The sequence below is a fragment of the Variovorax humicola genome, assembly GCF_037889915.1.
In the GTDB taxonomy this organism is placed as follows: Bacteria; Pseudomonadota; Gammaproteobacteria; order Burkholderiales; family Burkholderiaceae_C; genus Variovorax; species Variovorax humicola.
Genome location: NZ_JBBKZV010000037.1, coordinates 25,214 through 51,252 on the forward strand (window position 1 = coordinate 25,214; position 26,039 = coordinate 51,252).

Here is a 26,039-nt window from a genome sequence, read left to right on the forward strand (position 1 = left end):
AGGAGTGAAAGCATGTCGAACACCGCCTCCCCCATTGTCGAGGGCCCCGCATTGGCCCGCGCCTTGCCCTCCACGACCGTACCGCAGTTCATTCGCGAGGCCATCCGGCGCCGGCCGGACGCCCTGGCCATGATCGACGCCCCCACCGGGCGCACCATCACCTGCGCAGCGCTGGACCAGCAGATCGGTCGGGCGGCCGCGGGACTGGCTGCGCAAGGATTCAGGCCCGGCGACACGCTGCTGATCTGCAGCCCCAACAGCCCGGAATGGGTCGTCGTCGCGCTCGCCGCCATGGCGGCGGGCGGGAGCGTGAGCGGTGCCAATCCAGGCTACACCGTGGCCGAACTGGCGCAACAGCTGCGTGATTCCAAGGCGCGCTTTGCCTTCACCGTGCCACCGCTGCTCGATACGGTGCGCCGGGCCGCGGAGCAAACAGGCTGCGAGCACTTCATCGTCGCGGGCGTTGCCGAGGCGGGCGACGCGCTCCCGCTGGCGGGCCTGCTGACAAGCAACGGGCCCGAGCCCCTCGCGTCAGCCGATCCCGACACTCTGGCACTCCTGCCTTTTTCCTCGGGCACGACCGGCGTGCCCAAGGGCGTGATGCTCACGCACCGAGCCATCGTGGCCAACGTCTGTCAGATCGTGCAGGGCAGCGAGTGGCCGCAAGGCATGGTGTCGCTGGCCTTCCTGCCGATGTTCCATGCAATGGGCTTCGTGCTGACCACGCTGTCCGGCCTGGCCGCGGGCGGCACGCTCGTGACGCTGCCGCGCTTCGAGCCCGAGGCCTTTCTTTGCGCCATTGCCAGCCAGCGCGTCACGCATGTCATCGCCGTACCGCCTGTCATGCAGTTCCTGGCCGGACACCCGCTGGTCAGCACCTTTGATTTGTCCTCGCTGCAACTCGTCGGTTCGGGCGGCGCCCCCATGGGCGCAGCGCTGGAAGACCGCGTCTGCGCGCGCCTGAAGTGCCCGACGGTGCAAGGCTACGGCATGACCGAGGTGGGGGCGGTGCTGACGTTGGTGGATACGCGCGGCGCACTGCGTCCCGGCTCGGTGGGGCAGGTGGTGCCGGGCACGCAGGCGCGCGTGGTCGACCCGGCCACGGGTCGCGACCTGCCGCGCGGTGAAGCCGGCGAACTGTGGTTCCGAGGCCCGCAACTATTTGCCGGCTACCTCGGCAACCCGCAATCCACGGCGGCAACGCTCACAGCCGACGGCTGGATCCGCACCGGCGACATCGGCCGGATCGACGCGGACGGCTTCGTCTTCATCACCGACCGGCTCAAGGAACTGATCAAGGTGAACGGCGAATCGGTGGCGCCCGCCGAGCTGGAGGCGTTGCTGATGACCCACCCCGCGATCGCCGATGCGGCCGTCATCGGCCGACCCGATGAATACACGGGCGAGTTACCCGTTGCCTGGGTCGTTCCGCGCAGCGAGCTCGACGCGGAAGTGCTCAAAGCCTGGTTTGCCGAGCGCGTGGCGTCGCACAAGCGGCTGGCCGACGTGGTGGCGGTCGACACAATCCCCAGGAATCCAGCGGGCAAGCCGCTGCGCCGCGTGCTGCGGGCGCGCGATGCCGAACGCATGGAAAGCGTGGGGATGTCGTGAGTCGCGCGATGAGCGCCGCCTTGCGCAGCATCGACGCCGTGTCGCTCGACGCGTGGGACGTCGAGTCGATCCGACAGCATTTCCTGTTTCCCAAGGCGGGTCGTATCGCAACCAACAATGCCGCCAGCACCCAGCCGCCGCGCGAGCTGCTCGCGCTCTACACCGCGCTGGCGCCGCAATACGAGAACGTGCATCGTGGACAGTCCAGCGCATCGCAACACACGACCAGGCTTTTCGAAGCGGCATACGACGACATTGCGCGCTTCGTCGGGGCGCGCAGCCGCAACAACATCGTGCTGGTGCGCAACGTGACCGAGGCGCACAACACCGTCATGTACTCGCTGCTCACCGAGTTTCGCGATGCCACGTGGCGTTGCGGCTGGCGCGCTTCGATCCGGCAAACGGGACGCTCGACCTGGACCATCTCGCGTCGCTGGTCGACGCGCGTACCAAACTCGTGTGCTGTACCGGCGCGTCGAACTTTCTGGGCACCCTCAATCCGCTTGCAGCGCTGCGCGCCATCGCGGATGCGAGCGGCTACGTGCAGCCGGACGGCGAGCGCCGTTCATATCTGTTGATCGACGGGGCGCAACTGGTGCCGGGCAACTTCATCGACGTGCAGGCGCTCGATGTCGACTATTTGTCGTTCTCCTTTCACAAGATGCTGGCGCCCTTCGGCGTGGGTGTGCTGGTCGCCAGGGAGCATCTGCTGGACGCGTCCTTGCCCTTCCTCTACGGTGGCGACATGGTTGCCGAAGGGAGGGTGTTCGAAGGCAGCGTGAGCTACAACGCGCTGCCCTGGAAGTACGCGGCCGGCACGCCGAACATCCTGGGCTCCATCGTTTCGGCGCAAGCGCTGCGCCTGCTGCTCGACCTGGCTTCGCCGTCGGGGCAAGCCCGCTACTTCGACAGCGACAGGTCCATCGAGCGCCGGGACGTCGAGTTCGCGATGCGGCGGGTGTCGACATGGTGCCGACGACTGACTGCGAGAGCACTCGAGCGGCTCGGCGCCATCGAGGGCATCACGATCCATGGCCCCCGCGAGGCGGCACGCCGCAGCGCGCTCGTCGCCTTCGACGTGGCCGGGCACGATCCGTTCGATCTGGCGCGCGCATTCGACGACGCCGGGATCGAGGCACGCGCGGGTTGCCACTGCGCGACGCTCGCGCATCAGGCGCTCGGCATTCGCGCCAGTTGCCGTCTGAGCTTCTACTTCTACAACACCTTCGACGAGGTCGACCATGTAGTCGACGCGCTGGCCGAGATTGTCTCTTCGGGATCCCGGCAGTGACTTCCTGCAACGGCAGGTCCGCAGCGAGGTTCCCCGTCGTTTCCTCCCGACAGGGGAACTCACGCCTGGACGTTCATGTTCCAACCGACACCTGTTCGTGATCCGGGGGCACAAGCGCGCAGGCAGTTCGCCGCAGCCGCGACGCGCCACCAGTGCGCGTACAGGCGGTGAGGGTGATTCGTCGTTCCGCCGTCAAATGTGACGCGTCTTTTGGAAGAAGGCGGGAGGCACCTCGGGCCCCCATGCCCACAAGTGATCGTCCGTCCCTTGCACAATGTCGGCCGGTACGGTGTTGTCATAGAGATCGCCATCGGCGTAGTGTTCCACGCGGAAGCCATCGGGATCCCACCAATAATCAAAGACCTGGCTGCCCAGGACGTGGCGGCCTACGCCCCAGTGAGGACGGTGCGTTCTCATCATCATCCATTCATGCCCCATGAAGACGGTATCGATGTCTTGAACCTCAAAGGCCACGTGATGAACGCTTGGCACATCGGACTTCGTAATCAGCAAGGTATGGTGGTCGCAGGGCGTGCTGCCGCGGTCGCAGCGCATGAAGAAGCCGATGTATTCGTCCTTGGACCCGGGCACGAGCATCGCGTCGGAGACAATCATCCCCAGGTTTTGGACCGCCCAGTCCTTGGCAGCGATTGGATCCGGTACGCCAAGGACGACGTGTCCGAGTCGAAGCACTTGCGCGGGCACGCGCGGTGGTCGCTGAGGCGCATTGAAACGGGCTTTGCGTTGCCCCTCGTTGATCACCAGGGCTGACTGGATTGGCAACGGTTCGAAGTCCGCTATTCCATGAACCAATTCGATCCTGATCCCTCCTGGCAAGAACACATCCACGACGCGCCCACCACCGGGTCGATCCAGTTCGCGGATCCCCGACGCCCCCTCGATTTCAGCCGCGCGCACGAGATCTGCCGGACTCTCCAACTCCATGCCAAAGGCCCTCAGCGAAGGGTCGCCCGATTTCTCGGCGATGTAGACATAGGGGCTGGGGAGTGCGCCTCTCAGATAGGTCGCCTCGTCGTGCCACGCCACCGGCACGAGTCCAAAGTCTGTCATGAATTCTCTTGTGTCGTCCGGGTTGCTCACCCCAAAGACCACATATTTCGCGCCACGAACCTTGATCATCGTCTCTCCTATTGAACAATCTTCAGTGCCATTGCTCGGCACTCGTTGAAAACCGCGGACGGCCAAATAAGACGCAGCACAACCGTTTGGGCTCGCAGCGTCACATGTCTTTCGCACTAGAGCATTCGGCAAGCTCTATCAAACGGAAGCCGCGGATTCCGCGGGAAGACCTTTGCCTGATCACCCTTGCCAAGCGTGCAGATGAAGTTTGTCTTCACCGTCGAGTTGGACCAAAACGCTTCGTCTACCTGGTTGGCGTCGAAGCCGCTCATGGGCCCGCAATCGAGGCCGAGCGCCCGCGCGGCAATGATGAGATACGCACCTTGGAGGCTTGAGTTCCGAAACGCGGTACTTTCCACGAGCGTCGGCTGATCGACAAACCAGCTCCTGGCGTCCGCGTGAGGGAATAGCTCAGGCAATTGGTCAAAGAACCGCATGTCCATGCCAATGATGACGGAGACCGGGGCCTGTCTGACTTTCTCCGTGTTTCCTGGACTTACACAGTCGATCAAGCGCTGCTTGGCTCCCGGGGAACGGACGAAGGCGAACCGTGCAGGCGATGAGTTGGCCGAGGTGGGACCCCACTTCAAGGTAGCGTACAGGCGATGAAGCATTTCGTCGCTCACGGGCTCGTCGAGGTAGCCGTTCTGCGATCGGGCTTCCGTAAATATCTGCTCCACAGTCAGCGTCATCGTCATGTGCACTCCACTTGCGTGTCCAGGTCGGTTCGGATGCTGCGATTCCACCCGTCCTGAATATTCGGCGCAATAAAGCGGCGTCAATAGGCCCATCAGCTTCGCCGACGGTGCTGCCTGAGCCATGACAGCCACTATCACGCGCAACGAATCGGAACATTCGCCCTGCTGAATTGCGCGATTCGCCGATCCTTCCGACCATTGCGGCTCCGAAGTTTCCAACCCAAAAACGGAGATCACCTTGACCACTGGATCCCTCACCGTCCTAGACGATCCGTTCACGCTCGCTCGCCAGTTGTCTGGCCTCAACCTTGTGGACGGCAAACTCGTTCAGGCCGTTTCGAAGCGCACGTTTCCGGTAGTGAACCCGGCAACGGGACAACGCATCGCCGACGCAGCCGATGCCGACTCGGATGATGTCGACAATGTCGTGGCAGTTGCGGTTCGCGCTCAGGTCTCCTGGTCAAAACTACCGGCGCGCGAGCGGGGTCGGTTGCTTGCCGAGGCTGCGCGCGCGCTCTCCGCGCATACGGAGGAGATCGCGCGGCTCGTGGCGCTCGAGACCGGCAAGGCGTTGCGGACAGAGAGCAGACCCGAGATAGTTGCCACGGCCGATGCGTTGGATTTTTTTGCTGGCCTGGCACCCGAGCTCAAGGGCGAGACGGTTCCTCTGAAGCCGACGGCTCTCACCTATACGACGCGGGAGCCCCTGGGAGTCGTCGGGGTCATCATCCCCTGGAACGTGCCGGCACTCATCATGGCTTTCAAGATTGCGCCCGCGCTCGTAGCGGGAAACACAGTCGTCGTGAAGTCCGCCGAAGAGGCGCCGCTTGGTGTACTCCGAGTTGTCCAGATCCTGAACTCGGTGTTGCCGCCGGGTGTCCTCAACATCTTGTCCGGCGATGGTCCAGCGTGCGGCGGACCGCTCGTCAACCATCCCGCAGTGCGCAAGGTGACGTTCACCGGCTCGGTGGCAACGGGCCGGATCATTGCGCACGCCGCCGCTGAAAAACTCATCCCGGCCACGCTGGAGCTGGGTGGCAAGAGTCCGATGATCGTGATGCCCGACGCTGATCTTGCGCAAGCGGTCGAAGGCGCCTTTGCGGGCATGCGCTTCACCCGGCAGGGCCAGAGCTGCACGGCGGCCAGCCGCATGCTGGTGCATGGCGCTGTGCATGATGAGTTCGTGCGAAGACTGGCGGAACGCGTCAACGGGTTGACCATGGGGGACCCTCTGGATGAGGCTACCGACATCGGGACCATCGTTTCGCTTTCGCAGTACGAGAAAGTCAAGCACTACATCGAATTGGGCGAGGCGCAAGAGGGCGCCGTCGCGATCCGCTGTTCCACATTGCCCGAAGATTCCGCCTTGAAGAGTGGTCTGTTTCTGCAGCCTGTCCTCTTTACCGGTTTGACCAACAAGAGTCGCTTGGCGCGTGAGGAGATCTTCGGCCCGGTCACCTGCGTCATCCGCTTCGACACCTTGGACGAGGCTATCGAGATTGCCAACGACAGTGACTTTGGCTTGGCCGCGAGCGTCTGGACGAAGGACATCAAAGTCGCTCTCACTACTGCGCAGAGTCTGGAAGCGGGCCTTGTGCAGGTGAACCAGAACCAAGTTGCGGGCCCCAACATTTCCTACGGCGGTATCAAGCAATCCGGGCTGGGCAAGGAACTGTCACTTGAGTCGATGCTGGACCACTTCATGCACAAGAAGACCGTGATCGTGAATCTGGAGTGATGCAAGTGACTCCGGAAACCATACGCCTGAGCTTCCCCTCACCTCGGGTGGCACGGATCGACCTCGTCCGACCAGAACGAGCCAACAGCTTGCGACCCCGCGAACTGGAGGCGCTACACCACTGCCTCGACGACGCCGAAGCTCGTGCTGACGTGCATGTCCTGGTCATCACGGGCGTGGGCCGGTACTTCAGCGCTGGGTTCGACCTCCCATCATTGGTGGAGCGCACCAGCGGCGCGGTGAGCGCGGACGAGGTTCAGGCGGACTTCGAGCGCGTCGCCAATCGGCTGGAGGGGACGCGATTGATCACGCTCGCCGCGCTCAATGGGCCTGCGATCGGCGGTGCGACCGATCTCGCGCTCGCGTGCGACCTTCGCATTGGCTCGGAGCAGGCGACGATGACCATGCCTGCAGCCCGCTTTGGCCTGGCACTGTACGCAAGTGCGCTGCGCCGATTCTCGACGCGCCTGGGTTTGACTCAGGCCAAGTGGCTGGTGCTCACTGCCGCGACGCTCGACGCCAATGCAATGCTTGCCGCGGGCTTTGTAAGTGAAGTCGTCCCGATCGCCAGCTTCGAGGGGCGAATCTCCGAACTCGCGGCACGGATCGCTTCGATGCCTGGGGACGCACTTGCGGCGATGAAGCAAGCCCTCAATGCAACCGCTCCGGGCTGGGACGAGCTTGCCGCGCAGCGCGCTCACCGCGCGCTTGTCGACGCGATCGATGGCGACCTGATTGCTGCCCGAGTCACCGACGCGATTGCCCAACGAAACTCCTGAGGATTGCCATCTTGAAACTCCAAGCTCGAAGCTCCGGACCGCTGAGTGGTCTTGTCGTCGTCGATCTGACGCGAGTACTGGCCGGCCCCTACTGCACCATGATCCTTGCCGATCTCGGTGCGCGCGTGATCAAGGTGGAAATCCCGGAGAAGGGCGACGACGCGCGCCAGGTCGGGCCTTTTGTCGCTGAAGGCGAGGAGGCGATCTCTGCATACTTCTTCTCGATCAATCGCAACAAGGAGTCGATCGCGCTCGACCTGAAGCGAGCCGAAGACCGCGTCGTTTTCGATCGACTCCTCGAGAGCGCGGACATCCTGGTCGAGAACTTCACCCCGGGTACTCTTTCAAGACTTGGCTACTCGTGGGAGAAGCTGCATCGCGAGCATCCGCGTCTCGTACTGGCGTCGATCTCCGGGTTTGGTCAGACGGGTCCGTATCGCGACCTTCCCGCGTACGACATGGTGGTGCAGGCCATGGGCGGGCTGCTCAGCCTCACCGGTGAGGAGGGTGGAGTTCCGACTCGGGTGGGTGTCTCGATCGGCGACCTGGCCGCCGGAATGTTCGCCGCCATTGGCATCCAGGCGGCCGTGTTCGAGCGCATCCGTACCAGTGTCGGAAAGCATGTGGATGTGGCGATGCTTGACAGCCAGGTGGCATTGTTGGAGAACGCGCTTGCGCGTCTTCAAGTCGACAAGAGGACGCCCGCACCGATAGGTTCCCGCCATCCATCGATCACGCCCTTCGGCCTCTTCCAGGCCTTGGACGGCCAGCTGGTGGTGGCGGCCGGAAACGATGCGATGTTCGTGAAACTGTGCGACGCTCTCGGCACGGTTCATCTGTGCGATGACCCGCGATTTTCGACCAACGCGGCCCGGTGCGAACATCATTCGGACTTGAAGAGGCAGATCGACGCGGCACTCGCGTCGAGGTCGGTGGGGAGTTGGCTGGAGCATCTTCGCGCGGCTGGCATTCCCTGCGGTTCGCTCAACGACGTTGAAGATGTGATGAGTGATCCGCAGGTCATCGCGCGCGGCATGCTGGTCGAACTTCCGATCGGACGGGATCGCCGGCTCAAAGTCGCCGGCAATCCCATTCAGTTTGCTGGTTCGCCGCCGGCACGACCTATCCGAGCGCCGCGTCTTGATGAACATCGCTCGGCGTTGCTGCAAGAACTCGGCCTGGAAGGGGCCGCGACCGTGCTATGACGGCGATTCCGTGCTCCGTCTCAGGCGTCGCGAGCGTCCCACGCGCCGCAGCGCCGGACCGCCTCGCGGAACCAGCGCTGGGCCGCGTGGCGGTGGGTTCTCTCGTGCCAAACCATGGAGATGGTCGGATTCTCCATGGCGAAGGGCAGGGCGAACACCTGAATGTCGAAGATGCTTGCGTAGTGCGTCGCACCTGTCCTTGCCATGCTGGCCACGAGGTCGCTGCAGGCGACGGCCTGTGCCAGACCGAAGGCCGTCTGGGTGCGAAGCGCCACGCGTCGGCGCAGCCCTTGTTCCTCGAGGGCACGATCCACCATCACTTCGAGCGCAAACGGATTCGTTGTCGCGGTGCCGCGGCGCGCGTGCGCCGCAGCGATATAGGTATCGAGATCCAGGGAGCCGCGAATGACGGGATGGCCGGCAGCCACGATGCAGGCGAACTTGTCCACGTACAGCTCCACAGCCCGAAGCCCTTCGGAGAGATCCACGAAATATCCGATCATCAGATCCACCTCACCGCTCTCGAGCCCTTCGCGCACGCGACTCTGGTCGGGGGCCACAAGTGTCACCTCCATGCCAGGCGCTTCCCGACGCATCAGGGGCAGCAGGTGCGGCACGAGGAGGGCGCTTGTGTAGTCGCTGACCGCAACGGTAATTCGCGACGTCGACGCCAATGCATCGAAGTCACTTCCTTCCGACATCAGGCTGGTAAAGGCCTGCAGGGTGCTGCGCACCAACGCATGCAGTTCGACGGCCCGCGGGGTCGGAACCATCCCACGTGCTGTTCTCACCAGCAGTTGATCTCGAAAGATGTCGCGAAGCCTGGCAAGCGCATTGGACATCGCCGGCTGGCTCAGGCTCATCCGTACGGCGGCATGTGTGACCGACCCTTCTGCCATCAACGCATCGAAGCAAGCCAAGAGATGAAGGTCGACGCTCTTCAGATCAATCATCGTTCGAATCTTTCCGGGACTATGGCTGTCCAAGCCACGGGTGCTTGGCGACTTCTACCTCATCAGACTAACACCGGTGCATGCGACCGCCAGACTCCGGCGCGTTGCCTCGACGCGCATTTGACCACCGTCGGTGGTGCCGGTGCCTGCGCGCGAACGGGACGTGCACCTGTTCGCATCCCGCAACTTCAGGTCTGAAGCTGCATTTCCCTTCCCCAACCAACCTGAGACTGATCTCATGAAACTGATTGCCTACCGTTCAACCACTGCCGGAGATGCCTCGCCTACTCAAATGGGCGTCGTATTCGACGACAAAGTTGCACCTTTGACCTCGCTGGAATCTTTCTACGCGGACGTTTCCGCGTGGCGCGCCAAGGCGGCACTCCTCCAAGAGGGCTCGTTGCCGCTCGCCGACTTGACGTTGGCGGTACCCGTTCCGCCAACGTCCAAGGTGATTTGCGTGGCGATCAACTATGTGCTGCACGGCAAGGAAGGCGGACTCCCGATGCCACCCTTTCCCAATCTTTTCGCGCGCTGGTACTCGACACTGGTGCCGACCGGGACGCCAGTTCCTGTGCCGGCATCGGAACCTGACGGAATCGACTGGGAGGTCGAACTGGCGGCAATCGTGGGCGACACGATGACGGATGCCTCCCCGGAGCGCGGGCTCGAAGGTCTGCTCGGATATACCGTCTTCAATGACCTCAGCGGCCGTGCGTCGCAACTGGAAGCCATGACGCTGAGCACCGGCCAGTGGGGCCTCGGAAAGAACCTCGACAACAGCGGCGTGATTGGCTCGTATATCGTCACCAGCGACGCTGTCGACGCTGACAACCTGCGGCTTACCACCACGCTGGATGGCGAGTCGATGCAAGATGGCACGACGGCGGACATGGTGTTCACGTTCGGGCCGCTGATCGAACACATCAGCAAGACAATAACGTTGCGTCCCGGCGACGTCATTGCGAGTGGCACCCCCGCAGGTGTGGGGTTTGGCAAGAAGCCGCGGCGGTACGCAAAGCCCGGCTCGGTGGTTGAGGTCAACGTGCATGGCGTTTGCGCAGTGACCTCGCCAATCGTCGATAACGCATATAGGCAATAGCGACCGTGCGGCTGCATCGAACTTCAGGGGCCGTCGACGCAATTGCCTGCTGCGGCGATCCCCGGGGCTGAATGATTGCCCCAGGCAATGCCGAAGAGGTTCGACAGGTACGGTGAACGGCGATCATCGGCATGGACTTGACGTTTTACGATCAATTGCCCAAGCTGCTTGCCGGTGCGCGGCTGTCGTTCGCCGACAGTCCTGACATTGGAAATGTGGGGGCACCCACGTGAGAATTAATTTCCTGTGCACGCTGGGCGTCGAGGATTCGGTCAAGCTCTTCGCGCGCAGCCCGCGGCTTGCATTCGAAGAGGCGTGCAGATTTCTGTAGATGGCCAGGATGAAACACCCCCGAAGCACCTGCGGCGCTTGCCCCTCAAGGGGGCGCACCTGGCGGCCCGGCAAAGCCGGTTCCGCGGGTGCCCACGAACAGGCTCCGCTTTGCTGGCCCCGATTTCATTGCGTCGCGGAAGACGCTCGGCGTCATGGACCACTGACATGAGACCGCTTCGAGTCTGGATCGTATTGTTGTTTGCCGGCCTTCTGGGGCTCTCCGGCGTCGAACGGCTGAAAGAGCTGACGGAGCTCGCTGGTGCTGCCATCCAGTGACACCCTCGTCATGCGCCGACGCATCCGCCAGTTGCTGCTTGCCTGCGTCGCCGTCACCGCGCTCGGTCTCTCGGGCTGCGCCACACTGCAGGACGAAGGGCGGCGCAACTACACCACGGCGATTTCTGCGCAAGGTCCCGCGACGCCTTTGGATGGCGTTTCACGGGCTTCGATGACCGGCGCCGAGCCGGGCGCCAGCGGCTTTCGCTTCCTCCTTGGCCCCAGCGGCTTGGATGTTCGACTCTTCTTGCTGCGCGGCACGCAACGCTCGCTCGATTTGCAGTACTACCAACTACGCGACGATGCTACCGGCCGGCTGGTGCTGCGCGAGTTGCGCAATGCGGCCCAGCGCGGAGTGCGTGTGCGCCTGCTGCTGGACGACCTGTATACCGACGGATTGGAGCCGTTGCTGGGTGGCCTGGGTGAATACCCCAACGTCGAAATACGCCTGTTCAACCCCTTCCCGACGCGTGGCAGCGTGTCCAAGCGCTTCGCCGCAGCGCTGTTGGACTTCAACCGGATCAACCATCGGATGCACAACAAGCTCTTCATCGCGGATGGCGTGCTGGCCGTGACCGGTGGGCGCAACCTGGGCGACGAATACTTCATGCGCAGCACTCTGTCGAACTTCTTCGACTTCGACATGCTCGCGGCCGGCCCGGTGGTCGCGCAAATGGCCAGCTTGTTCGACGAGTATTGGAATGCCGAGCAGGTGCGTACCGCCCCCTCGGTGCTCCGCCCGGCCGATCCGCCAGATGTCTTGCGCCGCGCCTTCGATGCGCGGGTGGATGGCGTCGGCACGCTGGACCCGATGCCCTTTCACGGACTGGATCGATTGGGTCTTGCGCCAGTGGTTGACGAATTGATCGCCGGCCGGGTGTCGATGGTGTATGGCAGCGCCCAGGCTTTTGCCGATTCGCCGGCCAAAGCCTGGGGCGAACTGGAAACTGGGCGTCTGCCCAGCGGCGCCTTGTTGGACAACAGCCGTCGTCTGCTGATCGCCGAGTTCGAAAGTGCGAAACGCGAGGTCTGGCTCGCGTCACCGTACCTGGTACCCGGTCCCGAGGCACTACGGGGCGCACGCAATAGTGCCCGGCGCGGCGTGCGCATCGGCCTCATCACTAACTCGCTGGCCGCCACCGACGAGCCGGTGGTGCACACCGGCTACCGGCGCTACCGCGACGACCTCCTGCGCGCCGGCGTCGAGATCTTCGAACTGCATCCGAATCTGGGACAGCGCCTGCTGCTGCCCGGCGAGGTCGCGAACACTTCGCTAGGTCTGCACAGCAAGGCCGCCGTAATCGACCGCGAGCGCCTGGTCATCGGCTCGGTGAACTTCGATCCTCGCTCGGAAGCGCTGAACACCGAATTCGGCGTTTTCATTCATAGCCCTGAACTGGCGGCCAAGGCTCTCGGCTTGCTGGAACTGCTCAAGCGAGAAGCGTCTTACCAGGTGCGACTGAAGCAAGGCAAGCAGCGTGACCTGGAATGGGTATGGATGGACAAGCGCAACGGAATGGAGGTAGTCGATGACGAGCCCGGCGCTGACCTTTGGACCCGCACGAAGCTTTACATCCAGTCGCTCCTGATCCCGGAGTCGCTGCTGTAGACAAGGCCCGGGGGGCGGGCTCAGCTTGAGAGCCTGCGAGGCTGGCGGGTCGGTGACGAGCCTGTCCTGCTTCGGTGGTGATTTGGTGCGTCCCGTCGCCCTCCGTTCAGACGCCCTCGATGATGCGGATCTCGCGGTCGGCGCCGTCGCCCAGCGCGGCCAGGGCTGCCTGGTATGCAGGGCTGTCATGTGCAGCCATTGCCTGTTCGACGCTGTCGAATTCGATCAAGACCGTGCGTTGCATCAGGCCGAGCTCGTAGACCTTGGATGGTTCGCCGCGCGCCAGGAAACGCGCGCCATTTGCAACGAGCGCAGGGCCGGCCAGCTTCGCGTACGCGGCGAGCTTGTCGGAATCGTTGACCGCGCGATACGTGCTGACCCAGTAGGCTTTTGGCATGGGGCTTCGTTTCAGTCCGAGTTAAACGCCCGACTGTGCCGCGAGTCTCGATCTTCTGCAAGCCTGTGTCACGTCCGATGCAAAGGACGGGGCGCTCCGCCAACTGGCGACTCGACGCTGCGAAGCCCCGCTTGAAGAGGCTGCGCTGCAGTTCACCGGACCAACTCGGCCCAGGTCGTCCGGACGAACCGTCCGATCGCCGCGTTTTGCCCGATCAACGAGAAGCGGGCGTTGTGCGCGTAGTCGGGTAGGTTGATCATCTCCGTGGTAATCGCTCTGAGTCCCGAGTCAGGCGTCTTCGCATGGTGAATGAGCACCTTGCGCACCACTTCTCGCGTGCATTCCAATGCAGCTGATTCCCATGGCGAGTGCCATTCCCCAGGACCAGGCTGCTCGAATGGGTACAGTATGCCGCGGCCAGGCACCCCAGTGCAGTAGTCGAAAAGAGAGTGCTGGGGCACTGCAGCAACTGGCTGGGTAGTGTCCAGGATGGACCAGGCATTGCGTGGTCCATTTGGAGCAACGGAGCGAATTTGCAACCAACGCACGATCCCCATCTCCAGCCATTGGTCAACCAGGCTGTTGTTGCGGCGCGGATCGAGCTCGACGCGGCCAGCGGTCACATCGTCGTACAGCCCGCACAGCCGAAGTTCCTCGTCGTTTCCCATCTTGAAGATCACGTGGCTGTAGTCCAGTGTGAAGTGGAAGGGCACACCACGGCTGCGCACTGCGTCTGCGACCGGGATCACTCTGCGTGGATCCTCGCTCCACATGTTGACGTGAAGTTCCAAGGTCGGCTCGACTCCCAGGGGCATGCCTTGGTCATAGGCTCTCAAATAGAACTCGGCGACCTCCCGGTCCGTGATGGAGCGGCCGTTGGCGTCATGCCAATGAATCATGATGTTGTGCTGCCGAGCGCCGACAGCCGCCGCAAGGCGCAGCTTTTCCGACAGCAGCTCCTCGTCCTGGCCAAGCACGTAGAACCAACTCGCCGTCAGGACGGGCAATTCATAGCGCTCGATGCAACTCAGGTAAGTATCCAACTGATTCGCCATCGGCAGCCGATCGAAGCTGTCGAAGACACCCGCTTCATGGACCAGTCGGAACTGCTCTTCGATCGACGGTTCCGTCAAGGAGACAGGCGCGGCGATCGAGGACGCTTGCGCCCCGCGCCCATTGCAGCCAATCGGCGGAAGTTGAATCTGGGAAACCATGCGGGTCACGATGCGTTGCGGAGCTTGCGGATGAGGTCCTCGGACGGTTGCAGCTTGCTGCCATCGACATAGGTCCCAGCCGGCATCACGCCCTTGCCATCTTTCAACGCAGTTCGACCCACAAAGATTCCGAGAGTGGATTGGTTGTCCTGCGGCCTGAACACGACGGGACCAAACGGCGACAGGAACTCAAGCCCACGGAACGCGGCAACGAGTTTCTCGGTCTCGGTGGAACCCGCTTTCTGAATGCCAGCGGCCAGGGCCTTGGCACTTGCGTATCCCACAACCGAGTTGAGGCGTGGATAGTCGTTGTACTTCTTCTGGTACGCGGCCAGGAAGGCCTTGTGTTCCGGCGTGTCGATGTTGGCGTATGGGTAGCCGGTCACAATCCATCCGTCAGGGGCATCGTCCTTCAGGGGATCCAGATATTCCGGCTCTCCGGTCAGCAGGCTGACGACATCTCGGCCCGTGAACAGCCCACGGTTCTTCCCTTCGCGCGCAAACTTCGTCAGATCGCTGCCGAACAGCACATTGAATATCGCATCTGGTTTCGCGTCTGCGATGGCTTGCGCTATGGCACCCGCATCGATCTTTCCCAGAGGAGGCGACTGCTCTGTCACGAATTCAACATCCGGCTGCACCTTCTTGAGGTTCTCCTTGAAGGCTGCAACGGCGGCTTGCCCGTACTCGTAATTGGGGTAGATCAACGCCCAGCGCTTTTTCTTCAGCTTCGCAGCCTCGGGGACGACCGAGGCTGCCAGCGCATACGTGCCCGATCGCAGGCGGTAGGTATATCGGTTGCCGTTGTCCCACACCACCTTGTCGCTCAATGGCCCGGTGGCCAAGAAGAACACCTTCTTCTGCTTGGCGAAGTCGGTGAGTGCAACACCGACATGCGAAAGCGTCACTCCGCTGAGTACATCCACCTTCTCCCGTGTGAGCAACTCTTCCGCCATGCGCACGGCGTCGCCCGGGTTGGCGTTGTCGTCGCGGAAGATGGTTTCCATCTTGCGGCCAAGCAGGCCGCCAGCAGCGTTGATTTCGTCTTGTGCCAGCAGCCATCCCTGCCGGTAAGGCACCAGGTTCTGCGGCAATGCCTTGTAGCTGTTGATCTCGCCGATCTTGAGCGTGTCCTGCGCGCTCGCAGCGCCTGCTGCGAGGGCGAAGCCGGCCGCCAGAAGGCGGATGGAACGAAAACTTGTCGCGTTCATGAGCTAACTCCTTGTGGGGAAAAGGGAAGGCTGGTCTGCTTTGTCAGGAGCCGGAAGACGCCATTTCTTCGACGATGCGGCGCATCTTGATGGACGATGCGTCCAGGGCAAGATTGATGCGCTTCCATTCGCGCGGCTTGTCTTCGTTTCGCTGGATTGCCTCGAGCACTCGCTTGTCCTCGTTGAAAGCCAGTCTCAAACCCGCGAGCAGCCGGTCGTCGATTTCCGGACTTGATGGCGAGTTCTTCAGGCACAACCAGTGCTGCATGCAACTGTGCTGATCGATCGGGGTGATGAAGTGGCAGGCGAACATCCGGATGCAGTCCTCCCGGTTCCCCTCGGGAGCGCCAGTGCCCGTGCGCGCGGATCCAAAGTCGATGACGGCGATACAGGGTGCGTGGTAGTGGTAGTAGTGCCAGCGGTCTACGTTGGCACCGCCGAAATCCTTGAGGCCCTCAAATACCGGGATCAGGGGACCGTCGATCACCCAGCGCCAGGTGATGACCTTGTTGCCTTGGCGTTCATGCTGGACACGGGTCTCTTCTCGGCCGGCGCTGGCCAGCGTCGTCTTGTGGACATAGACCACATGGGTCGGATCGCACAAGTTGTCAGCCAGACTCAGGTAGTTGGCCTGAACCGGCAGCGCGTCTCCCTCCACAACGCTATAGGCAGGATCGTCGTACTCCGCGAGATGGAAAACCTCGCTGCCGTTGGCCTTCGCGGGATCCCCCATCCACACCCAGACCATCCCCATGCTCTCGGCGGTGGGATAGCTTCTAACGCGAGCGCCTGTCGGTGCGCGTGCCATGCCTGGAGCGGACACGCATTGCCCGCTGCAATCGAAAGTAAGGCCGTGATAGCCGCACTCCACCGCGTTTCCGCGCAGCGTGCCCAACGACAGGGGTGCCAAGCGATGGGGGCAGACATCTTCGAGTGCGGCGACTTGCCCGTCCTCGGTACGGTAGACCACCAGATCTTCCTCGAGAACTCGCCGCGTAGCGAGTTGGCGTCCGATATCTCGCGACCAAGCAAGGGGATACCAGGCATCGTATGCGTAGGGGACATTCATCTGGGGCACTCCATTTCGGCGTAGATCGTTGCGGCGTGCCGCTCCGAGGGTAGGTAGGTACACGTCTAGCATGACCCATGCCTGCATATTAGTTAAGTAGGTTCTCCATGAAATTGGAGTAAACACTTAATTTGTGCGAAATTTCGCCTGTGTCTGGTGCGCCGATCCCAGCTTGGCACCGCTTTGGGCACGGGGACGCGAACGTTTCGCAACGCCGCTCGATCAATCCGAAAAGTCGGCGACCGCGCAATCCCCACATCGCAGAGCCGAGACGACGCCGGATTACTTGTCTGCGAAAGCGCGTTCCACCACGTAGTCGCCGGGCGTGCTGGTGTTTCCTTCCCTGAAGCCACGGCGCTCGAGGATTTCCTTCATGTCTACCAGCAGGCCCGGGCTTCCGCAGAGCATCACACGATCTTCTCCAGGATTCAGGTCCGGCAGACCCAGGTCATCGGTCAGCTTGTTGGTTTCGATCAACTCGGTGATGCGGCCCATGTTGCGGAATTCCTCCCGCGTGACCGTCGGGTAGTAGATCAGTTGCTTCTCGATCATCTCACCCAGCAGTTCGTGATTGGGGAGGTGGTCGACCAGCACATCGTGGTAAGCCAACTCGTCCACCTGCCGCACGCCGTGCACGAGTACGACCTTCTCGAATTTCTCGTAGGTCTCCGGATCGCGGATGACGCTCATGAAGGGTGCGAGCCCCGTGCCGGTGCCGAAGAGATACAAGCGCTTGCCAGGCAGGGTGTAGTCGATCAGCAGGGTCCCGGTCGGCTTGCGGCCCACGATCACGGTATCGCCTACCTGGATGTGCTGCAGCCGTGAAGTGAGCGGACCTTCCTCGACCTTGATCGAAAGGAATTCGAGGTTCTCCTCGTAGTTGGGGCTGACGATGCTGTAGGCACGCAACAGCGGCTTGTCGTTGACCTTCAGGCCGATCATCGTGAAGTGGCCATTGGAAAAGCGCAGGGCTTGGTCGCGGGTGGTGGTAAAGGTGAACAAGCGGTCGGTCCAGTGATGGACCGAAAGGACCCGTTCTTCGCTAAATGCACTCATGGTGAATCCCCTTGTGGTGGTTGCCGGTCTCCGAGCAGCCAAGCGATGCTGCGCGGTTCGTTGATGTAGGGAACCCTACATGAACGAAATGCGATGGTAGTGGCTTCGGACGGAGAGTGCAACCCTTCAGGAAGCGGACGCTTGAATCGGATCATGAGCCGCGATCTTTCGGCGAGAACCATGTTGATGGGCCGCGACGGAACTGCTACATTCCAAAAATGTAGGGAGTACTTAACTAATCAAAATTCCGGATTTCAACATCATGACCGAACACACCAAGACCGATGGCTTGCCAGGCATGGACGTGCCGGTGCTGCCCGAACAGGGGGCACCCGGATTGACGAAGTCGCCGCTACGCAACGACCGCATGAGCGCCGCAAAAATGGAATGCAATGCCTGCCCGGTGCTTTGTCAGATTTCAGAAGGGCGAACGGGGGCGTGCGACCGCTATGCGAATCGGGGCGGAACGCTCGTGCGCGTCGATCCGGTCCTGCTGCTGCGCCGGGAATTGGCGAACGACGCGCCCGCCCTGGTGCCCTTCGTCCGGCCGTGTGGCGAACTGGAAGGCGAATCGGAAACTCCGGCCCGGGAGACCGCGCTGCCGGTGAGGGATTGGGATGGCGACCTTCTCCTGGCCGACAAGATCTTCGTCACCGGCGTCGGTGCCTCCACCACCTATCCGGACTACAAGCCTGCGCCTTTCATCGTTGCCTCCAAGGCGCGGGGAGTGGACATGGTCACCGTCGTCACCGAAGGCATCTTCAGCTACTGCAGCGTGAAGGTGAAGATCGACACGGACCGTTTCCTTGGCAGCGAGCAGGCGAACGTGCGCTACAAGGGGGAGGTTGTCGGACACGTCACGACGGCGGAGTATGGTTCCCAGATGCTCTCGCTCGGCGGCGTGCACCATCTCACCGGTGGCAGCAAGAAGGAAGGCCGGATGACGCTGGAAGTGATGCAGCACCTGTGCAACAAGCAGGCGACCGAATGCACGATCGATGGCGGCTCGAGCCTGGTCATCCAGGCAGGCAAGGCACCGATCGTCAACGGCGTGCATGAGCAGCGCATGCGCGTAGGCTGCGGTTCCGCCACCGTCGGCATCTTCGCCAGGCAACTCCACGGGCTGGCCGACGAGGTGGTCGTGGTCGATGATCACATCACTGGCGTACTGACCGAACACCAGGCGGGACGCTGCCTGGCGATGCAGCCCTCGGGTATCCAGATGCGAGGACGAAAATCCACGCCGGGACGCTACTTCCAGGTCGCCAATCCGGGCAATGGCTGGGGCGGCACCGACATCGCGAATCCGCTCTCGATCATCGAGGGGTGGGAGCCCGGCGCTGCTCGCCCCGGCTTGCGCTTGCTCATGACCTCCACCACCGGCGAGCAGGCGCAGTGGTACGTGTTGGACGAAGCGTTGCAACCGGTGCAGCAGTCCATGCCGGCGGCCGTGCGCAAGGTTGTCGAGCGAATCGGCGAAAACTGCGAGCCCTCGCTGTGCACGGTGCTCTTCCTCGGGGGCGCGGGCGGGTCGTTGCGAGCCGGCGTCACAGAGAATCCGATCTTGCTGACGCGCGCGATCAAACGCGCATTGGTCAACGTGACCTGCGGCGGGGCGCCTGCCTACGTGTGGCCGGGCGGCGGCATCACCGTGATGGCGGACGTCCTGCGCATGCCGGACAACAGCTTTGGCACGGTACCCACGCCCGCGATCGTGGCGCCGATCGAGTTCAACATGTGCCTGGCCGACTACGCCGCGCTCGGCGGACACATGGAACACGTGATGACGTTGGAGCAGGCGCTGGCGCGAGGTGCGTGGCAGGACGACGGCGCACCGACGCAGCGCCAATGGTGCCGGCCGGATATCAGCAATGCCTGGCCGCTCGGGGAGCAGCCCATGCTGGGTTGAACGTTCCAACCAACCGAAAGAAAGTCAAATGATCTGTTCGACGCCATACCCTAACTCGGCGAAAGCCTCTATGCCAAAGGATCGTTCATGACCCATGTTGTCAGCGACAGCTGCATCCGCTGCCGATACACCGACTGCGTTGATGTCTGTCCGGTGGACTGCTTCAAGGCCGGCAAGGATTTCTTGGTGATTGATCCGGATGAGTGCATCGACTGCGCCGTCTGCATCCCGGAATGTCCAGTGAACGCGATTTACGCCGAAGAAGATCTGCCCGACCATCTGGGGCATTTCGTGGCAATCAACGCAAAGCTTGCCAGGGAGTGGCCCTTGATCACGAAAAGGGAGCAACCGCACCCTGAGGCAGAGAAGTGGAGCACTGCAACCAACAAACTGGGCACGGTCACTCTTCAGGGCTCTTGAAAGCCGAGCGGCCGGGGATCACGCCCCACGCCCGGCACGTTGTAGAGGAATCTCCGCTCGAAAGGGACGCCGCACAGGCGCTGCGTTTGCGTGGCGCCCGTCGCCTCAAGCCGTCACTTGCGAACGATCCGCAGAACCGAGTCGATGACGAACGCTTCCCAGCGCCCACGCTGCGCAGGCGAATCGAGGTCCTCGCCCAGGAAGCTGCTGAGCGTGTACTGATTCGACGTGTAGAAGTACCCGGATGCCGTGATGAGCAGATAGACCTCTCGTGCACTGATCCCCTGTCGGAAGACCTTTTGCTCAACGCCCTTGGCAAGGATGGCCTCGATGATCGAAACCGCCTTCGAGGAGTACTCGCGCGCGCGCTTTGACTTCGCGATGTGGCGACCTTTGTGGAGATTCTCGGTGTTGATGAGCGTGACAAACTCAGGATGTCGGCGGTAGTAGCCGTGCACGAACCGGATCACTGCGGTCAATGCATCCATGGGGCGGGAAAGATCGAAGGCAATCGCCGATTCCGCATCGTCCATTCGTTGGTAGACACCTTCCAGCACCGCAACGAAGAGGCCTTCCTTGCTGCCGAAGTAGTAGTAGATCATGCGGTCGTACGTTCGCGCGGCCTGTGAGATCTTTTCCACGCTGCCACCTGCAAAGCCATGCTGCGCGAACACCTTCGTCGCTGCCTTGAGGATGGCATCGCGCGTTGCCTGGGCCGTCGCGTCGCGGGAGGTTCCCTTCCTTGCGCGCTTGGAGGAGGGCACACGGGCAGCCTCGCCCTGATCGACGGATGGCTTGTTGTCGTTGTTCACTGCCTGCGGATTCTTGAGGGTCATTGGGCACGGTGCGTCAAAGCGATGGGTGGTTGCCAGCGGCTGCCTTGCAGCGCAGTACCTGCTGGCGCGAAATGGAATGGGGCAATCCGTGTCGCAGCAATTCCACGATGGAAGGCTGCTTCGGCAGAAGGCTCCGGCCAACATTCTGCTCGTCGATGCACCGGTGAAGTTCACGCATTCTGGAAAACACCCATTCCTGCACGGCAAGGGTGCATTAGATTACTTCATTCAGGGAACGCAACATGAATAAACAGGCATGCATGTTGCAAGGGACCTCACGCATCCATGGACCATGGTATTGAACGTAGCGCAGACCCCTTGGGGTTCTGCAGGAGGTGATTTAGTGAACTTTTCAAGTCTGATCGTGCAGCTGCTGAACGGGTTGGCGTCCGCGTCTTCGCTGTTCCTGGTGGCGGCGGGGCTGTCATTGATCTTCGGGGTGACCCGCATCGTCAATTTCGCCCACGGTTCCTTTTACATGGTGGGCATCTATGCAGCCTACGCATTGACCGAAAAACTCGGTGGCGTCGGCTTCTGGCTGGCGCTGCCGGCCGCAGCGCTTGCAGTGGGCGCGCTGGGCGCGCTGATCGAGGTCACGCTGCTTCGTCGCATCTACAAGGCTCCCGAGCTGTTTCAACTGCTTGCCACCTTTGCCCTCGTGCTGGTAATCAAGGACGCAGTGCTATGGCTCTGGGGGCCGGATGAATTGCTCGGGCCGCGCGCGCCGGGGCTCTCCGGATCGGTGACGCTGCTTGGACGCCAGATTCCGACCTACGATTTGTTCCTCGTCGTGGTCGGCCCCATCGTGCTCGGCCTGGTGTGGCTGCTGCTCACCCGAACCCGTTTTGGCACGCTGGTACGCGCCGCCACGCAGGACCGTGAGATGGTCAGCGCTCTGGGCGTCAACCAGGCCTGGCTCTTCACGGCAGTCTTTGCGCTGGGTGCATTGCTGGCTGGATTGGGTGGGGCGCTTCAACTGCCCCGCGAGCCTGCGACCTTGGAGCTCGACCTGAACGCCATTGGGGCCGCGTTCGTGGTGGTGGTGGTGGGCGGCATGGGCTCGCTCCCCGGTGCCTACGTCGCCGCATTGCTGATCTGCCAGATCAAGGCAGTCTGCATCTGGCTGGGTGTCGTGGAGATCGCGGGCGTCGCCGTCTCCTTTTCCAAGCTCACGTTGGTGGTCGACTTCCTGGTGATGGCCGCCGTGCTGGTTTGGCGTCCCTGGGGTCTGATGGGGCGGCCGCAGGCGCCGAGTCGGCATGCGGGAATGCAGGAAGAGCCGTTGCGCCGCGCGGGAAAGACCTACGTGACAACCGTTGCCGCAATGGTCGTCATGCTCACCGCCATGCCCCTGCTAACGGGCGATTCGCCTTACACGATCGTGCTGTTGGTGGACTTGCTGATCGCAGCCTTGTTTGCCGCAAGCCTGCATTTCATCATGGGGCCAGCGGGCATGCATTCCTTTGGACACGCGGCCTACTTTGGCCTGGGAGCCTACGGCGCCGCACTGCTGGCGCGCGCCGCTGGATGCCCAATGGAGCTGACGTTGGTGCTGGCGCCACTCGTTGCCGGCCTCGGCGCATTTGTCTATGGGTGGTTTGCGGTGAGGTTGTCGGGCGTGTATCTGGCCATGCTGACGCTTGCATTCGCGCAGATCACTTGGGCGATCGTCTACCAGTGGGATGGTTTCACGGGCGGGAGCAATGGCCTCACGGGCGTCTGGCCTTCCGAATGGCTCTCGGACAAGCGCAGCTACTACTGGCTCACGCTGGTGCTGGTGGGCCTGGGCATCTGGGGATTGCGGCGCGTATTGTTCTCGCCCTTCGGCTATGCACTGCGAGCCGGGCGCGACTCAACGCTGCGAGCCGACGCGATAGGTATCGATGTCAAGCGAATCCAGTGGGCAGGCTTTGTCCTGGCCGGCGCGGTGGCTGGCGGTGCCGGGGCGCTCTTTGCCTATTCGAAGGGCAGCATCTCGCCCGAGTCACTCGCGGTCGGCAGATCGGTCGATGGCTTGGTGATGGTGCTGCTGGGGGGTATCCAGACCTTGGCCGGCCCGGTGGTGGGGGCGTTCACGTTCGCATGGTTGCACGACACCGTGGCGCGCAACACGGAATACTGGCGCGCGTTGCTGGGAGCGATCATCCTGATCCTGGTGCTTCTTTTTCCACAGGGTATCGCGGGTTCGCTCAGGCAGATCGCTGAACGCCTGCACGTGCGCGCACGGCGCAGCAACATCCTGTCGGGTGTCGCGGTCCAACAGCCCCGACAAGTTCCGGCGACTGTCGCGGAGGTGGCGCGATGAGCCTTCTCGAAGTCAAGGAAATCGGCAAATCCTTCGGCGGCGTCAAGGCGGTCGATGGCATCACCTTCGAACTCGCCGCCGGCGAACTGCTGGCGCTGATCGGGCCGAACGGCGCCGGCAAATCGACCACCTTCAACATGGTCAACGGCCAGTTGAAGGCAGATCGCGGGTCGATCTTGCTCGACGGCGAGGAACTCGTCGGCCGCAAGCCACGCGAGATCTGGCGCATGGGCGTGGGGCGCACTTTTCAGATCGCCGAGACATTCGCGTCGCTCACCGTGGTCGAGAACGTCCAGATGGCTTTGTTGTCGCATGACCATAAGCTCTTCTCGACATGGCGCCGCGCCGCTGATCACAAGCGGGAAGCAGCGCTGGCATTGCTCGATCAAGTCGGGATGAAGGCACAGGCAGATCGCCCGTGCAGCGTGCTGGCCTATGGCGATGTGAAGCGAGTCGAACTCGCGATTGCGATGGCCAACGGTCCGAAGCTCCTGCTCATGGATGAACCCACCGCAGGCATGGCGCCCAAGGAACGCAATTCGCTGATGGCACTTACCAAGGAGCTTGTCATCGAGCGTGGCATGGCCGTGCTTTTCACCGAGCACAGCATGGATGTGGTGTTTGCGTATGCCGACCGCATGATCGTGCTCGCGCGTGGGCGGTTGATTGCGCAAGGCAAGCCGCTGGAGATCCGCGACCATCCGAAGGTCCAGGAGGTCTATTTCGGCAGCGGCAAGACTTTTGAGAAGATCGCAGAGAAGGCCGCCGCTGTGAATGCTGCGGTTGGAGAGCACGCATGAGTTCCCATGAAACCCTCCTCGAAGCCAAGGCGCTTTGCGCCTGGTATGGTGCCGCGCAGATCCTCTATGACATCGATCTCGAAGTCAGGCGCGGCGAGGTTGTAGCGCTGATGGGCCGCAATGGCGCGGGCAAGTCGACGACGCTCAAGGCATTGATCGGGATGATGGGCAAGCGTCGCGGCGCGGTACGCTTTCTGGGACACGACATCTCGAAGGCCGAGCCGCATCAGGCAGCAAAGCTGGGTCTCGGTTTTGTTCCCGAGGACCGGCGTGTCTTTACCGACCTTACGGTGATGGAGAACCTCGAAGTCGGAAGGCAGCCCGCGCGCACCTGGACCGACGGCGCGGCGGCGCCGGAGTGGACGCCGGATCGACTGTTCAAGCTGTTCCCCAATCTCGGCGAGATGCCGAATCGCCCCGGCGGCCGCATGAGCGGCGGCGAGCAGCAGATGCTCACGGTGGCGCGCACGCTGATGGGCAACCCGTACCTCGTACTGCTGGACGAGCCGTCCGAAGGCGTCGCGCCGGTCATCGTCGAGCAGATGGCCCACATGATCCTCGAACTCAAGGCGCAGGGCGTGAGCATCCTGCTGTCGGAGCAGAACATGCATTTCGCGGAACTGGTGTCGGACCGGGCCTATGTGCTCGAGAAGGGCCAGATCCGCTACCAGGCGACGATGCAGGAGCTTGCGGCGAATGAAGATGTACGTCGTGCCTATCTGAGTGTCTAAGCTTGTCGGTACGAGCTGGCTAGTCTCTTGGCAGTGCGTCCTCCGCCAAGTTCAAAATGGATTGGGGGATGCGAGGTCGAGCGTTGATTGGCCGAACTCGATCGACTTTTGAGTAATTCTCCATATGCCTGCATCTACCCTCAAGGCTTTGGTCTATGCCATGCGGTATGAGGCCGAAGGCATTGTCAGCGTGGAGCTGCGGCCCGGCGCGTCGGGCGTTCAATTTCCGCCTTTTCGCGCGGGCTCGCATGTCGATCTCCACCTGCCCAACGGCCTGACGCGGAGCTATTCGCTATGCAATTCGTCGAGCGACGTTGGACGCTACGTGGTCGGTGTACTCAATGACCGCAGAAGTCGTGGCGGCTCCCGCTATGTGCACGAACAGCTGCGTGTGGGCCAGATCATAGACTTGTCTCCGCCGCGAAACAATTTCGAATTGGACGAGGAAGCGCGGCGCAGCGTGCTGGTCGCAGGGGGCATCGGCGTCACGCCGATCATCTGCATGCTGCAGCGCTTGACTGCCTTGGGCCGGGCGGTGGAAGTGATCTATTGCGCCCGCAATCGAAAGGAAGCTGCATTCATTGAATCCATCGAAGGATTGCTCGGCAATGAAAAGGTCACCTGGCACTTCGACGACGAGGAAGGCGCTGCTCCCCAGCTCGGCACGCTTCTGGCAAGTCATGACGCAGAAAGCCACTTCTACTGCTGCGGCCCGACGCCAATGCTCGATGCTTTCGAAGCTACCTGTAGAGAACTTGGCTATCCGAACGCTCACGTCGAGCGCTTCGCTTCGGTGCATGTGGAGTCCGCGTCCAAATTGCACGGATTCGAGGTGACGTGCAAACGAAGCGGCAAAGTCGTGGAAGTGCCGCCGGCGAAGTCCGTGCTGGACGCCCTGCTCGAAGCGGGTTTGAACCCCGACCACAGTTGCAGGGAAGGGGTGTGCGGTGCTTGTGAAACTGCGGTCCTGAACTATGACGGTGAGCTGGACCATCAAGACGCAATCCTCACAAAAGCCGAGCGGCAAGCGTGCAAGACCATGATGATCTGTGTGTCTCGCTGTACAGGAAGGCGACTCGTTATCGATGCGTAGCGGTCTGCGCGGTCTATGGCGGTGCATCGCTGGTTTCCTGTGTGGCCCTTGCCCTGATGCGTGTCCGAGCTCTCACGTGCGCCGCAGCCCGGAGCGTACTTGGAACAGAGTCGCATGCGCCGCGCTCGAAGTCCTGTTTCCGGCCGCGCAACGTAAGCGGCTCGCCGTCCCACCTTGAAGGCGGACGTGAGGCGTGTGTGGACGCCTGGATCAGGCCGGTCGCCAGTTGTGAGGCAGAAGCTCGTCGATGCGGCTGTTGAGAT

21 protein-coding genes and 1 pseudogene are annotated in these 26,039 nt (G+C 62.3%); 13 read left to right on the forward strand and 9 right to left on the reverse strand.

The features are described 5' to 3' along the window. Positions 1-12 precede the first annotated feature (12 nt). Together WKW80_RS32070 and WKW80_RS32075 are read left to right on the forward strand one after the other, a co-directional pair. A complete protein-coding gene (locus WKW80_RS32070) occupies positions 13-1,611 on the forward strand; it encodes an AMP-binding protein (RefSeq protein WP_340367639.1) in 1,599 nt (532 codons plus the stop codon). An 8-nt stretch (positions 1,612-1,619) separates the two neighbouring features. Next, positions 1,620-2,902, forward strand: a pseudogene (locus tag WKW80_RS32075) (aminotransferase class V-fold PLP-dependent enzyme). Positions 2,903-3,094: 192 nt separating this feature from the next. On the opposite strand, the gene WKW80_RS32080 reads toward WKW80_RS32075, so the two are convergent. Both WKW80_RS32080 and WKW80_RS32085 read right to left on the reverse strand, forming a co-directional pair. Further along, positions 3,095-4,042, reverse strand: a complete 948-nt coding sequence (locus tag WKW80_RS32080) for a VOC family protein (RefSeq protein ID WP_340367640.1) — start codon at positions 4,040-4,042, stop codon at positions 3,095-3,097. A gap of 116 nt (positions 4,043-4,158) precedes the next feature. Then, positions 4,159-4,734 (reverse strand): malonic semialdehyde reductase, encoded by a 576-nt coding sequence (locus WKW80_RS32085; RefSeq protein WP_340367658.1) that lies wholly within the window; start codon positions 4,732-4,734, stop codon positions 4,159-4,161. A gap of 244 nt (positions 4,735-4,978) precedes the next feature. Between WKW80_RS32085 and WKW80_RS32090 the strand changes: the two genes are divergently transcribed. The 3 genes from WKW80_RS32090 to WKW80_RS32100 are packed head-to-tail and all read left to right on the forward strand — an operon-like array spanning position 4,979 to position 8,462. After that, entirely contained in the window at positions 4,979-6,478 is a 1,500-nt protein-coding gene (locus WKW80_RS32090; RefSeq protein WP_340367641.1) for an aldehyde dehydrogenase family protein, read from the forward strand. Next, positions 6,478-7,257, forward strand: coding sequence for an enoyl-CoA hydratase/isomerase family protein (locus WKW80_RS32095; RefSeq protein WP_340367642.1), 780 nt, complete (start codon positions 6,478-6,480; stop codon positions 7,255-7,257). Before WKW80_RS32090 ends, WKW80_RS32095 begins: the two co-directional genes overlap by 1 nt. A gap of 11 nt (positions 7,258-7,268) precedes the next feature. Further along, positions 7,269-8,462 carry a CaiB/BaiF CoA transferase family protein gene (locus WKW80_RS32100; RefSeq protein ID WP_340367643.1) on the forward strand — a complete coding sequence of 398 codons (1,194 nt, stop codon included), beginning with the start codon at positions 7,269-7,271 and terminating at the stop codon, positions 8,460-8,462. Between the two features lie 20 nt (positions 8,463-8,482). On the opposite strand, the gene WKW80_RS32105 is transcribed toward WKW80_RS32100, so the two are convergent. Further along, complete coding sequence (locus WKW80_RS32105) at positions 8,483-9,415, reverse strand: LysR family transcriptional regulator (protein ID WP_340367644.1); 933 nt, start codon at positions 9,413-9,415, stop codon at positions 8,483-8,485. A gap of 238 nt (positions 9,416-9,653) precedes the next feature. On the opposite strand from WKW80_RS32105, the gene WKW80_RS32110 reads away from it, so the two are divergent. Then, entirely contained in the window at positions 9,654-10,517 is an 864-nt protein-coding gene (locus tag WKW80_RS32110) for a fumarylacetoacetate hydrolase family protein (RefSeq protein ID WP_340367645.1), read from the forward strand. Positions 10,518-11,109: 592 nt separating this feature from the next. Continuing rightward, the gene (locus tag WKW80_RS32115) at positions 11,110-12,735 is read left to right on the forward strand and encodes a phospholipase D-like domain-containing protein (RefSeq protein ID WP_340367646.1); all 1,626 of its coding nucleotides are present in this window, start codon (positions 11,110-11,112) and stop codon (positions 12,733-12,735) included. Between the two features lie 106 nt (positions 12,736-12,841). On the opposite strand, the gene WKW80_RS32120 is transcribed toward WKW80_RS32115, so the two are convergent. The 5 genes from WKW80_RS32120 to WKW80_RS32140 all read right to left on the reverse strand — a co-directional run bounded on the left by WKW80_RS32120 (position 12,842) and on the right by WKW80_RS32140 (position 17,682). After that, positions 12,842-13,132, reverse strand: a complete 291-nt coding sequence (locus WKW80_RS32120) for a DUF1330 domain-containing protein (protein WP_340367647.1) — start codon at positions 13,130-13,132, stop codon at positions 12,842-12,844. A 152-nt stretch (positions 13,133-13,284) separates the two neighbouring features. After that, on the reverse strand, positions 13,285-14,346 hold the full coding sequence (locus WKW80_RS32125) for a xylose isomerase (protein WP_340367659.1): 1,062 nt from the start codon (positions 14,344-14,346) through the stop codon (positions 13,285-13,287). A gap of 5 nt (positions 14,347-14,351) precedes the next feature. Then, positions 14,352-15,557 carry an ABC transporter substrate-binding protein gene (locus WKW80_RS32130; RefSeq protein WP_340367648.1) on the reverse strand — a complete coding sequence of 402 codons (1,206 nt, stop codon included), beginning with the start codon at positions 15,555-15,557 and terminating at the stop codon, positions 14,352-14,354. Positions 15,558-15,600: 43 nt separating this feature from the next. Beyond that, positions 15,601-16,626, reverse strand: coding sequence for an aromatic ring-hydroxylating dioxygenase subunit alpha (locus tag WKW80_RS32135; protein ID WP_340367649.1), 1,026 nt, complete (start codon positions 16,624-16,626; stop codon positions 15,601-15,603). A gap of 282 nt (positions 16,627-16,908) precedes the next feature. Beyond that, on the reverse strand, positions 16,909-17,682 hold the full coding sequence (locus tag WKW80_RS32140; protein ID WP_340367650.1) for a ferredoxin--NADP reductase: 774 nt from the start codon (positions 17,680-17,682) through the stop codon (positions 16,909-16,911). Between the two features lie 262 nt (positions 17,683-17,944). On the opposite strand from WKW80_RS32140, the gene WKW80_RS32145 reads away from it, so the two are divergent. After that, on the forward strand, positions 17,945-19,591 hold the full coding sequence (locus tag WKW80_RS32145) for a 6-hydroxynicotinate reductase (RefSeq protein ID WP_340367651.1): 1,647 nt from the start codon (positions 17,945-17,947) through the stop codon (positions 19,589-19,591). A gap of 87 nt (positions 19,592-19,678) precedes the next feature. Beyond that, a complete protein-coding gene (gene fdxA / locus WKW80_RS32150) occupies positions 19,679-20,011 on the forward strand; it encodes a ferredoxin FdxA (RefSeq protein ID WP_340367652.1) in 333 nt (110 codons plus the stop codon). Between the two features lie 113 nt (positions 20,012-20,124). Here fdxA and WKW80_RS32155 read toward each other — a convergent pair whose 3' ends face one another. Further along, positions 20,125-20,847 (reverse strand): TetR/AcrR family transcriptional regulator, encoded by a 723-nt coding sequence (locus WKW80_RS32155; RefSeq protein WP_422823005.1) that lies wholly within the window; start codon positions 20,845-20,847, stop codon positions 20,125-20,127. Positions 20,848-21,190: 343 nt separating this feature from the next. On the opposite strand from WKW80_RS32155, the gene WKW80_RS32160 reads away from it, so the two are divergent. The 4 genes from WKW80_RS32160 (at position 21,191) to WKW80_RS32175 (ending at position 25,776) form a co-directional block, all read left to right on the forward strand. Continuing rightward, positions 21,191-23,152, forward strand: a complete 1,962-nt coding sequence (locus WKW80_RS32160) for an ABC transporter permease (protein ID WP_340367653.1) — start codon at positions 21,191-21,193, stop codon at positions 23,150-23,152. Further along, positions 23,149-23,952, forward strand: coding sequence for an ABC transporter ATP-binding protein (locus WKW80_RS32165; protein ID WP_340367654.1), 804 nt, complete (start codon positions 23,149-23,151; stop codon positions 23,950-23,952). Before WKW80_RS32160 ends, WKW80_RS32165 begins: the two co-directional genes overlap by 4 nt. Beyond that, complete coding sequence (locus tag WKW80_RS32170; RefSeq protein ID WP_340367655.1) at positions 23,949-24,683, forward strand: ABC transporter ATP-binding protein; 735 nt, start codon at positions 23,949-23,951, stop codon at positions 24,681-24,683. The genes WKW80_RS32165 and WKW80_RS32170 overlap by 4 nt, the downstream gene beginning before the upstream one ends. 124 nt (positions 24,684-24,807) lie before the next feature. After that, positions 24,808-25,776: a PDR/VanB family oxidoreductase gene (locus WKW80_RS32175; protein ID WP_340367656.1), complete on the forward strand. Its 969-nt coding sequence runs from the start codon at positions 24,808-24,810 to the stop codon at positions 25,774-25,776. Positions 25,777-26,039 lie beyond the last annotated feature (263 nt).

Coding starts and splice junctions, on each gene's coding strand:
- WKW80_RS32135 (WP_340367649.1), bottom strand. CDS start 16,626: ATGAATGTCCCCTACGCATACGATGCCTGGTATCCCCTTGCTTGGTCG.
- WKW80_RS32140 (WP_340367650.1), bottom strand. CDS start 17,682: ATGAGTGCATTTAGCGAAGAACGGGTCCTTTCGGTCCATCACTGGACC.
- WKW80_RS32095 (WP_340367642.1), top strand. CDS start 6,478: ATGCAAGTGACTCCGGAAACCATACGCCTGAGCTTCCCCTCACCTCGG.
- WKW80_RS32175 (WP_340367656.1), top strand. CDS start 24,808: ATGCCTGCATCTACCCTCAAGGCTTTGGTCTATGCCATGCGGTATGAG.
- WKW80_RS32120 (WP_340367647.1), bottom strand. CDS start 13,132: ATGCCAAAAGCCTACTGGGTCAGCACGTATCGCGCGGTCAACGATTCC.
- WKW80_RS32070 (WP_340367639.1), top strand. CDS start 13: ATGTCGAACACCGCCTCCCCCATTGTCGAGGGCCCCGCATTGGCCCGC.
- WKW80_RS32125 (WP_340367659.1), bottom strand. CDS start 14,346: ATGGTTTCCCAGATTCAACTTCCGCCGATTGGCTGCAATGGGCGCGGG.
- WKW80_RS32170 (WP_340367655.1), top strand. CDS start 23,949: ATGAGTTCCCATGAAACCCTCCTCGAAGCCAAGGCGCTTTGCGCCTGG.
- fdxA (WP_340367652.1), top strand. CDS start 19,679: ATGACCCATGTTGTCAGCGACAGCTGCATCCGCTGCCGATACACCGAC.
- WKW80_RS32130 (WP_340367648.1), bottom strand. CDS start 15,557: ATGAACGCGACAAGTTTTCGTTCCATCCGCCTTCTGGCGGCCGGCTTC.
- WKW80_RS32085 (WP_340367658.1), bottom strand. CDS start 4,734: ATGACGCTGACTGTGGAGCAGATATTTACGGAAGCCCGATCGCAGAAC.
- WKW80_RS32165 (WP_340367654.1), top strand. CDS start 23,149: ATGAGCCTTCTCGAAGTCAAGGAAATCGGCAAATCCTTCGGCGGCGTC.
- WKW80_RS32105 (WP_340367644.1), bottom strand. CDS start 9,415: ATGATTGATCTGAAGAGCGTCGACCTTCATCTCTTGGCTTGCTTCGAT.
- WKW80_RS32110 (WP_340367645.1), top strand. CDS start 9,654: ATGAAACTGATTGCCTACCGTTCAACCACTGCCGGAGATGCCTCGCCT.
- WKW80_RS32080 (WP_340367640.1), bottom strand. CDS start 4,042: ATGATCAAGGTTCGTGGCGCGAAATATGTGGTCTTTGGGGTGAGCAAC.
- WKW80_RS32145 (WP_340367651.1), top strand. CDS start 17,945: ATGACCGAACACACCAAGACCGATGGCTTGCCAGGCATGGACGTGCCG.
- WKW80_RS32155 (WP_422823005.1), bottom strand. CDS start 20,847: ATGACCCTCAAGAATCCGCAGGCAGTGAACAACGACAACAAGCCATCC.